The organism is Enterobacter sp. EGD-HP1 (assembly GCF_000733275.2).
GTDB lineage: Bacteria > Pseudomonadota > Gammaproteobacteria > Enterobacterales > Enterobacteriaceae > Enterobacter.
The window spans coordinates 344,875-358,194 of the sequence record NZ_AVOP01000023.1; the positions used below are offsets into that span (position 1 = coordinate 344,875).

The following is a 13,320-nucleotide window of genomic DNA, read 5'->3' on the forward strand; positions in this document are numbered from 1 at the left end:
TCCTGGAAAGGGATCAGGCCGTTAGCGAAGGTGCTTCGCTGCGCAGCGTGGGGCAGAGCTGTAGCATTTCCAGTAAAATCGCCACGTAGCTGCGGGCTTCCTCTTTGAGGTCAAAGGATTGCGGCGCAAAAAGCCAGTTTTCCATCAGACCGGAAATGTAGCTGCGCATCAGGATTGCCGCCCGCCGGGTCAAGAGATTGGCCGGTAATAGCTTTGCCTGCATGCACAGGTTCAGGTTCTGTTCAATACGGTCATAGCTTTCCAGGCTAAGGCTGCGTTGCGCCTGCTGCACCACCGCCATTTCGCCCACAAACTCGCATTTATGAAAGATAATTTCCATCATTAATCTGCGACGTTCTTCAACTACCGTCGCTTCAAGGATATATACTAATATTTCTCTCAATACTGAGAGTGGATCGTCGGGGAATTTTGCCCGATACTCACTCTCGAGATCGCTAATGCTGGACTCTGAAAGCTCCCAGATTTCACTGAACAGATCTGACTTGTCTTTAAAATGCCAGTAAATCGCTCCCCGCGTCACACCGGCAGCCTGCGCAATTTGTGCCAGCGAGGTGGATGAAACACCCTGCTGAGAGAACAAACGTATTGCCACATCCAGTATGTGTTGTCGGGTTTCCAGCGCTTGTTGTTTAGTTTTTCGTGCCATAGGTGGGTGAATTTACAGGAGTCAGATTTACATACATTTGTGAATGTATGTACCATAGCATGACGATAATATAAACGCAGCAATGGGTTTTAGACTCAGGACCCTTGATCAATTTGAAATCGGACACTCGAGGTTTACATATGAACAAAAACAGAGGGTTAACGCCTCTGGCGGTCGTTCTGATGCTCTCAGGCAGCTTAGCGCTTACAGGATGTGACGACAAACCAGCTCAACAAGGAGCTCAGCAGGCGCCAGAAGTAGGCGTCGTGACGCTCAAATCTGAACCTCTACAAATCACCACCGAATTACCAGGCCGTACAAATGCTTACCGCATTGCGGAAGTGCGTCCTCAGGTTAGCGGCATTATCCTGAAGCGTAACTTCACCGAAGGTGGTGATGTGAAAGCCGGTGAGTCTCTGTATCAGATTGATCCAGCAACCTATCAGGCATCGTATGAAAGCGCGAAAGGCGACCTGGCAAAAGCGCAAGCCGCAGCCAAAATCGCCCAACTGACGCTGAACCGTTACCAAAAACTGCTCGGTACCAAGTACATCAGCCAACAGGATTACGATACCGCCCTGGCAGATGCCCAGCAGGCTAACGCGGCCGTGGTGGCAGCCAAAGCGGCTGTCGAAACCGCGCGCATTAACCTGGCCTATACCAAAGTGACCTCCCCTATCAGCGGTCGTATTGGTAAGTCTTCCGTCACGGAAGGGGCACTGGTGCAGAACGGTCAGACCACTGCGCTGGCGACCGTACAGCAGCTTGATCCGATCTACGTTGACGTGACGCAGTCCAGCAACGATTTCCTGCGCCTGAAACAGGAGCTGGCTAACGGCACCCTGAAACAGGAAAACGGCAAAGCCAAAGTGGAGCTGATTACCAACGACGGTATCAAGTTCCCGCAGGAAGGTACGCTGGAATTCTCTGACGTGACGGTCGACCAGACCACCGGTTCCATTACCTTACGTGCGATTTTCCCGAACCCTGACAAGAATCTGCTGCCAGGGATGTTCGTTCGCGCACGTCTGGAAGAAGGAACGAATCCAACCGCACTTCTGGTTCCACAGCAAGGTGTGACCCGTACGCCACGCGGCGATGCGAGCGCGCTGGTTGTGGGGGCTGATGACAAAGTCGAAACGCGCAATATCACCGCCACCCAGGCGATTGGCGATAAATGGCTGGTGACGGAAGGTCTGAAAGATGGCGATCGCGTGATTGTTACTGGTTTGCAAAAAGTTCGTCCTGGCGCGCAGGTTAAAGCACAGGAAGTGAAATCTGACGATAAACAACAAGCTTCGGCCGCTGGCCAGTCAGAACAAACCAAGTCTTAACTTAAACAGGAGCCGTTAAGACATGCCTAATTTCTTTATCGATCGCCCCATATTTGCGTGGGTGATCGCCATTATCATCATGCTGGCCGGGGGACTTGCGATCCTGAAGCTGCCTGTCGCGCAATATCCAACGATTGCGCCACCGGCGGTGACAATTTCCGCAACCTACCCGGGGGCTGATGCGAAAACGGTGCAGGACACCGTTACCCAGGTTATCGAACAGAACATGAACGGTATCGATAACCTGATGTACATGTCCTCAAACAGTGACTCCACCGGTACAGTGCAGATCACCCTGACCTTCCAGTCAGGTACGGATGCTGACATTGCGCAGGTTCAGGTGCAGAACAAACTGCAGCTGGCTATGCCTTTGCTGCCGCAGGAAGTACAACAGCAGGGTGTGAGCGTCGAGAAATCGTCCAGTAGCTTCCTGATGGTTGTCGGCGTTATCAACACCAACGGCACCATGACGCAGGAGGATATTTCCGACTACGTGGGCGCCAACATGAAGGACGCCATCAGCCGTACTTCCGGTGTGGGTGACGTGCAGCTGTTCGGTTCCCAGTACGCGATGCGTATCTGGATGGATCCGAACAAGCTGAACAACTTCCAGCTGACGCCGGTCGACGTGATCAGCGCGATTAAAGCGCAGAACGCCCAGGTAGCGGCCGGTCAGTTAGGCGGTACACCGCCGGTGAAAGGCCAGCAGCTTAACGCCTCGATCATCGCGCAGACCCGTCTGACCTCTGCCGATGAGTTCAGCAAGATCCTGCTGAAAGTGAATCAGGACGGTTCGCAGGTTCGCCTGCGCGACGTGGCGAAAGTTGAGCTGGGCGGTGAGAACTACGACATCATCGCGAAGTTCAACGGTAAACCGGCTTCCGGTCTGGGTATCAAACTGGCGACAGGCGCTAACGCCCTGGACACCGCCACGGCGATCCGCGCAGAGCTGAAGAAGATGGAACCGTTCTTCCCGTCAGGTCTGAAAATCGTTTACCCATACGACACCACACCGTTCGTCAAAATCTCGATTCACGAAGTGGTTAAGACGCTGGTTGAGGCGATCATCCTGGTATTCCTGGTGATGTACCTGTTCCTGCAAAACTTCCGCGCGACGCTTATCCCAACGATTGCCGTGCCGGTTGTTCTGCTCGGGACCTTTGCGATCCTGTCGATATTTGGCTACTCGATAAACACCCTGACGATGTTCGGGATGGTGCTCGCCATCGGCCTGCTGGTGGATGACGCCATCGTGGTCGTGGAGAACGTCGAGCGCGTGATGGCGGAAGAAGGACTGCCGCCGAAGGAAGCGACCCGTAAATCAATGGGTCAGATCCAGGGCGCGCTGGTCGGTATCGCGATGGTGCTGTCTGCGGTATTTATCCCGATGGCCTTCTTCGGTGGCTCTACCGGTGCAATTTACCGTCAGTTCTCTATTACCATCGTTTCCGCGATGGCGCTGTCGGTGCTGGTGGCGTTGATCCTGACACCTGCACTGTGTGCCACCATGCTGAAGCCTATTCAGAAAGGCGGTCACGGCGAGCATAAAGGGTTCTTCGGCTGGTTTAACCGCATGTTTGATAAGAGCACGCACCACTACACCGACAGCGTGGGCAACATCCTGCGCAGCACCGGTCGTTACCTGCTGCTCTATATCATCATCGTGGTGGGCATGGCTTTCCTGTTCGTTCGTCTGCCAAGCTCCTTCCTGCCAGATGAAGACCAGGGCGTGTTCCTGACGATGGCACAGCTTCCGGCGGGTGCCTCGCAAGAGCGTACCCAGAAAGTGCTGGATGAAGTGACGGATTACTACCTTACCAAAGAGAAAGCCAACGTTGAGTCCGTGTTTGCTGTTAACGGCTTTGGCTTTGCGGGTCGTGGTCAGAACACCGGTATTGCCTTCGTTTCTCTGAAAGACTGGTCTGAACGTCCGGGCGAAGAGAACAAGGTTGAAGCCATCACCGGCCGTGCTATGGGCACCTTCTCGCAGATTAAAGATGCGATGGTCTTCGCCTTTAACCTGCCAGCGATTGTTGAACTGGGTACCGCGACCGGCTTCGACTTCCAGCTGATTGACCAGGGTGGCCTGGGTCACGAGAAACTGACGCAGGCGCGTAACCAGCTGTTTGGTGAAGTCGCTAAACACCCTGACCTGCTGGTTGGCGTGCGTCCAAACGGCCTGGAAGATACGCCGCAGTACAAGATCGATATCGACCAGGAGAAAGCCCAGGCGTTGGGCGTATCCATCAGTGACATCAACACCACGCTGGGCGCAGCCTGGGGCGGTAGCTACGTTAACGACTTCATCGACCGCGGTCGCGTGAAGAAAGTGTACGTGATGTCCGAAGCGCAGTACCGTATGTTGCCAAACGATATCAACAGCTGGTTCGTGCGCGGCAGCAATGGTCAGATGGTTCCGTTCTCGGCATTCTCAACGTCACGCTGGGAATACGGTTCACCGCGTCTGGAACGCTATAACGGTCTGCCGTCTATGGAGATCCTGGGTCAGGCAGCGCCGGGCCGAAGCACCGGTGAAGCCATGAACCTGATGGAAGAGCTGGCAAGTAAACTGCCTGCAGGTATCGGCTATGACTGGACCGGTATGTCCTATCAGGAACGTCTGTCCGGTAACCAGGCTCCTGCGCTGTACGCCATTTCACTGATTGTGGTCTTCCTGTGTCTGGCGGCACTGTACGAGAGCTGGTCGATTCCGTTCTCCGTTATGCTGGTGGTTCCACTCGGGGTTATCGGTGCGCTGCTTGCGGCAACGTTCCGTGGGCTAACCAACGACGTTTACTTCCAGGTAGGCCTGCTGACAACCATTGGCTTGTCGGCGAAGAACGCGATACTTATCGTTGAATTCGCCAAAGATCTGATGGAGAAAGAGGGCAAAGGTCTTATTGAGGCGACGCTTGAGGCGGTTCGTATGCGTCTGCGCCCAATCCTGATGACGTCGCTGGCGTTTATCCTCGGCGTACTGCCGCTGGTTATCAGCTCCGGTGCGGGCTCCGGCGCGCAGAACGCAGTAGGTACAGGCGTAATGGGGGGCATGGTTACCGCGACCGTACTGGCTATCTTCTTCGTACCGGTGTTCTTCGTGGTGGTTCGCCGCCGCTTTAGCCGAAAGAATGAAGATGTTGAACACAGTCATTCGGTAGAACCTCACTGATACCGGTTTCACATGATAAAAAGGCCGCATTAGCGGCCTTTTTCATTTTCAGAAAAAATCATAAATTACGCTTATTGTGGTTCTATTTATTTTCTGCCATCTTAAATAGACATATCATAATTAACTGATAACTTAATCCATGAATTCGGGATTTTTTTAATTTCATATCTCCGCTTAAGCCACTAGGAATATTCCTAATAAGAAGTTCTTACAAAGATAAGTCTGAATCTGAACTTTTCTCATCATTTTTGCTAACCCAATGAAACGTAAGGAAGCGATAAAACACCCTCGTTAATTTGGATAAAAAAGTGGAGTCCAGGATGACCATTTGCGTACATGCTCGCAGTCTGCGGTTTTATTTGTAATTTTTCGTAATAGCGCGATGAAATTCAGGAAGGAGTGGCTTATAGTTAGGTTATCAGGAACACAGCACTCATGTAGCTAAGTCAGTTGTACCCATCCCGACAATGATGTTCGGTGAGTAAGAAATCACTCAGAAGGGGATGCGCTATGGACGAGTACTCGCCAAAAAGGCATGATATCGCGCAGTTGAAATTTCTCTGCGAATCCTTGTACCATGACTGCCTTGCCAACCTTGATGAAAGCAACCATGGCTGGGTAAACGACCCAACGTCTGCCATCAATTTACAGTTGAATGAGCTGATAGAGCATATCGCTACCTTCGCACTTAATTATAAAATTAAGTACAATGAAGATAATAAGCTCATTGAGCAAATTGATGAATACCTGGACGACACCTTTATGTTGTTCAGCAGTTACGGCATTAACGCCCAGGATTTGCAAAAATGGCGTAAATCGGGAAACCGGCTATTCCGCTGTTTCGTCAACGTGAGCAGAGCTAACCCGGTTAGTCTTTCCTGTTAAAATTATTACAATTACTAAGGTGAATTTATGTCTGATAAACCACTCACAAAGGTCGATTATTTGATGCGCTTACGTCGCTGTCAGTCAATTGACACGCTTGAGCGCGTCATTGAAAAGAATAAATACGAGCTCTCTGATAATGAACTGGCGGTATTTTATTCAGCCGCTGACCATCGTCTTGCTGAGCTAACAATGAATAAACTGTATGACAAGATCCCTACTTCTGTATGGAAATTTGTCCGTTAATCTTTGAAGGGTGTCTGTAGAGTTCTACGCCACGTTTTAAACTTTTTTTACCTATCCCGTTATACTCCCTGCGCCCAGGCCAGGTCTCCGTGTAAACGTGTTCATCAGCAACAATGTTGTGACGCCAGTCACATCGGCTTTTCGGGAACGTTCCCCTTCTGGCCTGTTCCGATTACCCTGCGGTAATCACATCCAGCGAGGTTTCCAATGAGCTTAGAAAAACAGAAAATGATTGCCGGTGAACATTACCGCCCCGGCGATGAGACGTTACGGGCCGACCGACTGCGCGCCCGCCATCTGGTTTACCGCTATAACCACACCGCACCTGATGAAAAAACAGAACGCCAGAACATTCTGGCGGAACTTCTGGGACAAAGTGAAGGTGCTTATATAGAACCAAGCTTCCGCTGCGACTACGGGTATAACATTTATCTGGGCAAAAACTTTTACGCTAACTTCGACTGCGTAATGCTGGATGTCTGCCCTGTTCATATTGGCGATAACTGTATGCTCGCGCCGGGCGTTCATATTTATACGGCTACCCATCCCCTGGACGCAGAGGAACGGAATAGTGGCGTGGAGTTTGGAAAACCCGTCAGCATTGGCAATAACGTCTGGATTGGTGGCCGGGCGGTCATTAACCCTGGCGTCACCATTGGTGATAATGTGGTGGTGGCCTCCGGCGCCGTCGTGACGAAAGACGTCCCGGCTAACGTCGTAGTTGGCGGCAACCCGGCAAAAATCATCAAAACGCTGTGAGGTTCCGGGGAGCAAACTGTTATGGTCTTTTAGCGCCAGACTGTTACTTTTTTCAGCCTGATGGCTCCCCTAAAATTGGCAGATCCCCTGTATTGTCAACTCTTATGAAGGCAAAAAATGACCGAGATACAGCGCCTGCTTACCGCCACCATCGACGATCTTAACCTCCGCGAAAAGCGCGACAATCGCCCGCGCTTTAGCATTAGTTTTATTCGCAAACATCCTGGCCTGTTTGTCGCCATGTATGCCGCCTGGCTGGCGACGCTTATTGTGATGCTGAAATCCGAAACGCTGGTGGACTCCGTCTGGCTGCTGGTTGTACTGTTTGTTGTCTTTAACGCCTTTTTCTTTTTCGACGTGAACCCGCGCTACCGTTACGAAGATATCGACGTGCTCGATTTCCGGGTCTGCTACAACGGCGAATGGTACAACACGCGTTACGTGCCAGAAGAGCTGATCGAAAACATCATGCGCTCTCCGGCGGTTGAAGCCGGGCAAAAAGAGAAGCTGCAAAAAATGGTTTCTACCAAAGGTCAGCTCTCTTTCTATGATGTCTTTACCCTTTCCCGCCCTGCTGCTGCGTAATTAACGCCTGCAGACGCCGGATCCCCGGCGTAAACTGAGAAGCAGAGGTATTGCCGTAACCTAAAACCAGACCGGTTTGCCCCTGCTTCGCTTCAAGGTAGTACCCGCTCAGTGCAGCGGGTGCCAGCTGAAACGCCCTCACCTGCGCCACCAGCCTCTGGTCGTCAATATCGTCTATCGCCAGCGTCAGATGCATTCCCCCTTCACCGGCCAGAATACGGTGCGGCGTATGAAGCTCTGCGTCCAGCACCTCCCGCAGCTGGCGGTAGCGTTTACGATAGAGCCGACGCATGGCGGCAAGGTGGCGGGCGTAATGACCTTCTTCAATGAACAACGCCAGGGTACGCTGTTCCGCGCGATGCCCACCGCGCAACAGCGAGCCGATGGCCGGACGCGCCGCTTTCGCCAGCGCTGGCGGTAACACCATGAACCCCATTCTGAGCGATGGAAACAGCGTTTTACTGAACGTCCCCAGATACACAACGGGCGCATTGCTGACCATTCCCAGCATCGCCGGTACGGGCTCGCCGGCATAGCGGAACTCGCTGTCGTAATCGTCTTCAATGATCCACGCGCTGTGCTGCCGGGCCAGCTCCAGCAGCGCCAGCCGCCGCCGCGCGCTGAGCACGCTCCCGTAAGGGAACTGGTGCGAAGGTGAGGTAAAAATCAGTGAGGGGGCAGGCGCATCCATCCCCTCCCAGCACATTCCCTCGTCATCAACCGGTATTCCCGTCATTGTCAGGCCGGTTTTAACAAACGCGCTCTTTGCCCCGCTATAGCCGGGGTTTTCCACCCAGGCGACATCGCCAGGCTCGCTTAACAGCATCGTGCAGAGATTGACGCCTTCAAGCGCGCCTTCGGTTATTACAATCTGGCTGGCGTCGCAGTCAATACCGCGGGACAGGGCGAGATGCCGGGCAATCGCGGCCCGCAGCGACGGCTCGCCGGCCGGGTCGCCATAGCCTAACAGAGCATTTCCCTCCTCCCGCATCACGCGATCGTACAATCGCCGCCACAGAGGCAGAGGAAAATAGTTGATGGCAGGCGTTCCCGGCGTAAAGGCCAGAACCGGCGTATCCCGGGGCACAGGCGCGGGTAGCAGCCCAACCCGTTTTGCGAGCGTGATGGCAGGGTCCGGCATTGTCCGGGTGACGGAACGGTGAGCGAGCTGTGCCACCCGCGTTCCCTGGCGATTACGCTGCAAATATCCTTCGAGGGTGAGCTGGTCCAGCGCCGCATTGACGGTATTCCGGGAAAGGGAGAGCTGCTGAGCCAGCGTTCGCGAACCGGAAAGCTGGCTGCCGGATCGTAGCCTTCCGCACAGTATCGCCTCCCGCAAAGCAAGGTAGAGCGCACGCTGTAGCGTCTCTTCCCCGCGTGTTTTCAGCGCTGCATGGAGCAGGGTATAAAATTCATCACCCGGTATATTCATCTCGCCTCCTCATGGCACCATCAAAACATAGCGCAGTGGTTCTTTTTAAGGAACCAGCAATTCACTAGTCTGAAGCTCTTTTCAACGTCACGGAAATGAAGATGAAGACATTCAATCAGTTCGGACAGCCGGTGGGCGAAGCGCTTACCGACTGGCAGCCCCGTCAACACCCGTCCCGGGTGGTCTTACAGGGCCACTATTGTCGGCTTGAGCCGCTGCGCGTGGAGCATGCCGACGCGCTGTTCTCAGCGTATTCCCTGGCCGAAGATACCCGCAGCTGGACGTGGCTGCTGCGTGAACCCGATGCCACCGCAGAGGAGTTTGCCGAATGGGTGGCGAGCGTAAGTGAGTTATCCGATCCCATCCACTTTACCGTTATCGATAACCGGACCCAGTCCCCCGTCGGGACGCTGTCCCTGATGCGGATCGACCCTAAAAACGGGGTCGTGGAAGTGGGGCACGTTCACTTCTCTCCTCTTTTAAGCCGCACGCCGATGTCGACAGAAGCGCAGTATCTGCTGATGCGGTACGTGTTCGATACCCTGGGGTACCGGCGTTATGAATGGAAGTGCAATAGCCTGAACGAGCCTTCCCGTAAGGCGGCACTGCGTCTGGGTTTCCAGTTTGAGGGGCGCTTTCGCCAGGCGCTGGTCATAAAAGGCCACAACCGGGATACCGACTGGTTTTCAATTCTCGACAAAGAGTGGCCAGCGCTGGCGGGCGCCTTTGAAAGCTGGCTTGCCACCGACAATTTTACTGCCGATGGCAAACAGAAAAGATCCCTGGAAAGCTGGCGAGAAACGCGCGTCTAGCGTCTTTTTTTACGTCCCTGAACCGCCTTAAAGCGCGGATTAGATTTGCAAATCACGTATAAGCGTCCCTTGCGTTTGACTATCTGGCAATCCGGGTGACGCTGCTTTGCACTGCGTAATGAGTTAAGTACCTGCATGGTTAGCCCCGCTTCGCATTGAGAAAGCCGCCAAAACGCTTGCGGAAGCGCGCTGCGCTGCCGTCTGTGGAGAACGTTTTCTGCTTACCGGTATAGAACGGGTGCGATTTTGAAGAAACCTCGATGGTGATGTACGGATATGTTTCACCGTCGAGTTCAATTTCGCGGTCGGTCTTGATGGTTGAGCCAACCTTGAAGTATTCATTCGCGCTGGTGTCGTGGAATACCACGGTGCGATAGGCTGGATGGATATCGGGTTTCATCGTAAATCCTTTATGTTTTGTTATAACATAACAAAATAATATCCAGGCCAGGTGGAAAAAACAACCCCTCTCTTCTGACGATATTTTCTGGTTTGCCTTAGATAAAATGAAAACCACGCCACCCACGTGCTATAACTATATCATTTCGCGGTAAAATCTTTCTCTTCAGGCAGGGAACTCAGCGCCCAGGAACGGGTATACGAGGAAGGACACGGCAGCATGAAAACCCGACATCTGGTCAGTCTGGTGACTGGCGTACTTATCTTTTCCGTGCTGGCCCCCATTTGCCTGAGCATCTGGCTGGCCCATCGCCAGGCGGAAGATAAATTTGTCGATGCGCTGGATAACTATGCCTCACGCGTGCTGATACGAACCGACAGGGTCGTGGATCAGGCAAAAGAAGCACTCAATCATCTGCAGACCGTTGAGGGCGTGCCGTGTAGCCCTCTGCAGCTAAGGGAGATGCGTCGCGTCGCTTTCTCGTGGCGCTATATCCAGGAAGTCATTTATATCGACAACCTTAAACCGCTCTGCTCCTCCCTGGAGCAAACCAGCCATGCGTCCCCTTTCCCGCCGCCGATGCGCATTACCGAAGATGGCTACAGCGCATGGCTGACCACGCAGAACGATCTCGGGTTTCACCGCTACATGGCCGTGCTGGGAAAAGGTCATTACCTTGTCCTGGTCGACCCTGACTCGCTGGTGGACGTGATCCCTTTCGGTGAGATAGCGATTGATGCCGCCCTGGTAGGAAGTGCAACCCACCGCATATTCGCCAGCAGCAATAAGCTCGATCCGCACATCCGCGACATGATTCAGGAGCGGGGTGTGAAAAGCGTGCAGTACAACGGTTCAATGTACGTCATGAAGTCTGTACCTGAGCTGGGGTTTACCGTCGTAGCATGGGCTACGCTCAAACCGCTGGCTGAAACCTGGCACCGGCAGCTTCTATTCTGGTTACCGTTCGGCATGTTGATGAGCCTGCTTGCCGCGCTCTTTGTCCTGCAGGTCCTGCGCCGTATACAGTCGCCGCGCAATCGCCTGCTTGATGCCATTAACAGCCGCGATTTTGTGGTTCACTATCAGCCCATCGTGGCGCTATGCAGCGGAAAAATCGTGGGTGCAGAAGCGCTGACGCGCTGGCCTCAGCCGGACGGAAGCAGTCTCTCGCCTGATATTTTCGTCCCGCTTGCCGAGCAAACGGGGCTCATCTCACAGCTCACGCAGCTCGTCATCGAAAAGGTATTTGAAGATATGGGCCACTGGCTGCAACGCCATCCGGATCAGCATATCTCGGTTAACCTCGCCCCTGCCGATTTAACCTCCGGCATCCTGCCGCCTCTGCTGAGTCAGCTCCTGAATAAGTGGCAAATCCATCCCCGACAAATCGCCCTTGAGCTCACCGAGCGCGGCTTTGCCGATCCCAAAATTAGCGCACCGGCTATCGCCGCATTCCGTCGCTCGGGCCACCCTGTCTATATTGATGATTTTGGCACGGGCTACTCCAGCCTGAGCTATCTGCAGGATCTGGACGTCGACACGCTAAAAATTGATAAGTCTTTCGTGGATGCGCTGGAATATAAAAACGTGACGCCGCACATCATTGAAATAGCGAAGTCGCTGAAGCTGGCGATGGTGGCGGAGGGTGTCGAGACCGCAGGGCAGCTCGCCTGGCTGCACCGGCACGGCGTGCAGTACGGGCAGGGGTGGTACTACAGCAAAGCGCTGCCAAAAACCGAATTTATTCTTTGGGCAGAAAATAACCTCGGCACGCACGCTACTTGAGATAGGATTTGATCACCTGCAACACCACGCCAAGATCGGCTTCACGCTGCGCTTCTTCAGGCTCTTTCACCACGTGATCGGTTAAATGTCCTTCGATCACCTGCATCATCATGCCATTGACCGCCCCGCGGATCGCCGCCAGCTGCTGTAACACCTCGGCGCATTCGTGATCGCTGTTGAGCATTTTTTCCAGCGCGGTGCTCTGCCCCTGAATTTTCTTCAGGCGAGTCAGTAACATTTTCTTGTCGCGAACGGTATGTGACATCTCTGTATCCCTTATTTTTTGGCTTTTAAAGCATATCACGCTCTACTCCCCCTGAGTATTTTTCTACTGGGGGGTAGTATTAATCTACTGGGGGGGAGTAGTATCTCCGCACGCTTTCCACTCCGGAATTTCCCATGACCGATTTTGCTTCACTCCTTCAGCAGGGCAATGCCTGGCTGTTTGTTCCCAGCGCTATCCTGCTCGGTGCGCTACATGGCCTGGAGCCGGGCCACTCAAAAACAATGATGGCCGCCTTTATCGTGGCCATCCGCGGCACGCTGAAACAGGCGGTGCTGCTCGGTCTGGCGGCCACGCTCTCCCATACGGCGGTGGTCTGGCTCGTTGCGATGGCGGGATTATGGTTTGGTCGGGGCTGGGATGCGCATACGTCTGAACCCTGGTTCCAGCTGATCTCCGGGGTGTTGATCGTTGCGATCGCCCTGTGGATGGCGTGGCGAACCTGGAAAGAGAGCCAGCCGCACGATCATCATCACGACCATGATCACCACCATGACCATGACCACCATCATGATCATCACCATGAACACACGCTGATTGACGAAGAGTGGCAGGACGCCCACCAGCGTGCGCACGCGCAGGATATTAACCGCCGCTTCAGCGGTCAAAATGTCACCACCGGACAGATCGTGATGTTTGGCCTGACCGGCGGGCTTATCCCCTGCCCGGCGTCCATCACCGTGCTGCTGATCTGCCTGCAGCTAAAGCATTTTGCCCTCGGCGCGACGCTGGTATTCAGCTTCAGTATTGGTCTGGCGTTAACGCTGGTCGCGTCCGGCGCGATTGCCGCCTTAAGCCTCAAACATGCGACAAAACGCTGGCCCGGGTTTAGCGACTTTTCCCGTAAAGCGCCGTGGATCTCCGCAGCGCTGATTACCGTGGTGGGAATTTATATGAGCCTGCATGGCCTGAACGGCATTATGGGGTAAGCGTGCGGCCACGCCCGGTGGCCGCATCTCCCGG

General features: G+C 53.9%; 14 protein-coding genes. 9 read left to right on the plus strand and 5 right to left on the minus strand.

Translation table 11 applies throughout. The features are described from left to right. Nucleotides 1–13: 13 nt before the first annotated feature. The gene (gene acrR, locus N037_RS15290) at nucleotides 14–667 is read right to left on the minus strand and encodes a multidrug efflux transporter transcriptional repressor AcrR (protein ID WP_023334734.1); all 654 of its coding nucleotides are present in this window, start codon (nucleotides 665–667) and stop codon (nucleotides 14–16) included. A 140-nt stretch (nucleotides 668–807) separates the two neighbouring features. On the opposite strand from acrR, the gene acrA reads away from it, so the two are divergent. The 6 genes from acrA to N037_RS15320 all read left to right on the plus strand — a co-directional run bounded on the left by acrA (nucleotide 808) and on the right by N037_RS15320 (nucleotide 7,645). Further along, on the plus strand, nucleotides 808–2,001 hold the full coding sequence (gene acrA, locus N037_RS15295; RefSeq protein WP_023310601.1) for a multidrug efflux RND transporter periplasmic adaptor subunit AcrA: 1,194 nt from the start codon (nucleotides 808–810) through the stop codon (nucleotides 1,999–2,001). Between the two features lie 22 nt (nucleotides 2,002–2,023). Beyond that, nucleotides 2,024–5,170, plus strand: a complete 3,147-nt coding sequence (gene acrB, locus N037_RS15300) for a multidrug efflux RND transporter permease subunit AcrB (protein WP_023334733.1) — start codon at nucleotides 2,024–2,026, stop codon at nucleotides 5,168–5,170. Nucleotides 5,171–5,680: 510 nt separating this feature from the next. Next, complete coding sequence (gene tomB / locus N037_RS15305) at nucleotides 5,681–6,055, plus strand: Hha toxicity modulator TomB (protein WP_008499288.1); 375 nt, start codon at nucleotides 5,681–5,683, stop codon at nucleotides 6,053–6,055. A gap of 27 nt (nucleotides 6,056–6,082) precedes the next feature. Further along, complete coding sequence (locus tag N037_RS15310) at nucleotides 6,083–6,301, plus strand: HHA domain-containing protein (protein WP_010428174.1); 219 nt, start codon at nucleotides 6,083–6,085, stop codon at nucleotides 6,299–6,301. Between the two features lie 207 nt (nucleotides 6,302–6,508). Next, nucleotides 6,509–7,060 (plus strand): maltose O-acetyltransferase, encoded by a 552-nt coding sequence (maa, locus tag N037_RS15315; protein WP_024906845.1) that lies wholly within the window; start codon nucleotides 6,509–6,511, stop codon nucleotides 7,058–7,060. 117 nt (nucleotides 7,061–7,177) lie between these two features. Next, nucleotides 7,178–7,645: a YlaC family protein gene (locus N037_RS15320; protein ID WP_032641958.1), complete on the plus strand. Its 468-nt coding sequence runs from the start codon at nucleotides 7,178–7,180 to the stop codon at nucleotides 7,643–7,645. Here the strand turns inward: N037_RS15320 and pdxR are convergent. Next, nucleotides 7,617–9,077: a MocR-like pyridoxine biosynthesis transcription factor PdxR gene (gene pdxR, locus N037_RS15325; RefSeq protein ID WP_032641960.1), complete on the minus strand. Its 1,461-nt coding sequence runs from the start codon at nucleotides 9,075–9,077 to the stop codon at nucleotides 7,617–7,619. The two genes, N037_RS15320 and pdxR, sit on opposite strands and share 29 nt — an antisense overlap. A 101-nt stretch (nucleotides 9,078–9,178) precedes the next feature. On the opposite strand from pdxR, the gene N037_RS15330 reads away from it, so the two are divergent. Beyond that, entirely contained in the window at nucleotides 9,179–9,889 is a 711-nt protein-coding gene (locus tag N037_RS15330) for a GNAT family N-acetyltransferase (protein ID WP_023334729.1), read from the plus strand. On the opposite strand, the gene ykgO is transcribed toward N037_RS15330, so the two are convergent. Beyond that, complete coding sequence (gene ykgO, locus N037_RS24115; RefSeq protein ID WP_003859006.1) at nucleotides 9,886–10,026, minus strand: type B 50S ribosomal protein L36; 141 nt, start codon at nucleotides 10,024–10,026, stop codon at nucleotides 9,886–9,888. The two genes, N037_RS15330 and ykgO, sit on opposite strands and share 4 nt — an antisense overlap. A 2-nt stretch (nucleotides 10,027–10,028) precedes the next feature. Next, the gene (locus tag N037_RS15335; protein ID WP_010428154.1) at nucleotides 10,029–10,289 is read right to left on the minus strand and encodes a type B 50S ribosomal protein L31; all 261 of its coding nucleotides are present in this window, start codon (nucleotides 10,287–10,289) and stop codon (nucleotides 10,029–10,031) included. Nucleotides 10,290–10,508: 219 nt separating this feature from the next. Between N037_RS15335 and N037_RS15340 the strand changes: the two genes are divergently transcribed. Further along, entirely contained in the window at nucleotides 10,509–12,074 is a 1,566-nt protein-coding gene (locus tag N037_RS15340) for an EAL domain-containing protein (RefSeq protein ID WP_032641962.1), read from the plus strand. Here the strand turns inward: N037_RS15340 and N037_RS15345 are convergent. Then, nucleotides 12,067–12,339, minus strand: a complete 273-nt coding sequence (locus N037_RS15345) for a metal/formaldehyde-sensitive transcriptional repressor (protein WP_028012182.1) — start codon at nucleotides 12,337–12,339, stop codon at nucleotides 12,067–12,069. The genes N037_RS15340 and N037_RS15345 overlap by 8 nt on opposite strands. Nucleotides 12,340–12,473: 134 nt before the next feature. On the opposite strand from N037_RS15345, the gene N037_RS15350 reads away from it, so the two are divergent. Further along, a complete protein-coding gene (locus N037_RS15350; protein ID WP_032641964.1) occupies nucleotides 12,474–13,286 on the plus strand; it encodes a nickel/cobalt efflux protein RcnA in 813 nt (270 codons plus the stop codon). The last annotated feature ends 34 nt before the right edge of the window (nucleotides 13,287–13,320 follow it).

What these genes read in the sequence shown, in the direction of transcription:
- acrR (WP_023334734.1), bottom strand. Translation starts at nt 667, where the DNA reads ATGGCACGAAAAACTAAACAACAAGCGCTGGAAACCCGACAACACATA.
- acrA (WP_023310601.1), top strand. Translation starts at nt 808, where the DNA reads ATGAACAAAAACAGAGGGTTAACGCCTCTGGCGGTCGTTCTGATGCTC.
- acrB (WP_023334733.1), top strand. Translation starts at nt 2,024, where the DNA reads ATGCCTAATTTCTTTATCGATCGCCCCATATTTGCGTGGGTGATCGCC.
- tomB (WP_008499288.1), top strand. Translation starts at nt 5,681, where the DNA reads ATGGACGAGTACTCGCCAAAAAGGCATGATATCGCGCAGTTGAAATTT.
- N037_RS15310 (WP_010428174.1), top strand. Translation starts at nt 6,083, where the DNA reads ATGTCTGATAAACCACTCACAAAGGTCGATTATTTGATGCGCTTACGT.
- maa (WP_024906845.1), top strand. Translation starts at nt 6,509, where the DNA reads ATGAGCTTAGAAAAACAGAAAATGATTGCCGGTGAACATTACCGCCCC.
- N037_RS15320 (WP_032641958.1), top strand. Translation starts at nt 7,178, where the DNA reads ATGACCGAGATACAGCGCCTGCTTACCGCCACCATCGACGATCTTAAC.
- pdxR (WP_032641960.1), bottom strand. Translation starts at nt 9,077, where the DNA reads ATGAATATACCGGGTGATGAATTTTATACCCTGCTCCATGCAGCGCTG.
- N037_RS15330 (WP_023334729.1), top strand. Translation starts at nt 9,179, where the DNA reads ATGAAGACATTCAATCAGTTCGGACAGCCGGTGGGCGAAGCGCTTACC.
- ykgO (WP_003859006.1), bottom strand. Translation starts at nt 10,026, where the DNA reads ATGCAGGTACTTAACTCATTACGCAGTGCAAAGCAGCGTCACCCGGAT.
- N037_RS15335 (WP_010428154.1), bottom strand. Translation starts at nt 10,289, where the DNA reads ATGAAACCCGATATCCATCCAGCCTATCGCACCGTGGTATTCCACGAC.
- N037_RS15340 (WP_032641962.1), top strand. Translation starts at nt 10,509, where the DNA reads ATGAAAACCCGACATCTGGTCAGTCTGGTGACTGGCGTACTTATCTTT.
- N037_RS15345 (WP_028012182.1), bottom strand. Translation starts at nt 12,339, where the DNA reads ATGTCACATACCGTTCGCGACAAGAAAATGTTACTGACTCGCCTGAAG.
- N037_RS15350 (WP_032641964.1), top strand. Translation starts at nt 12,474, where the DNA reads ATGACCGATTTTGCTTCACTCCTTCAGCAGGGCAATGCCTGGCTGTTT.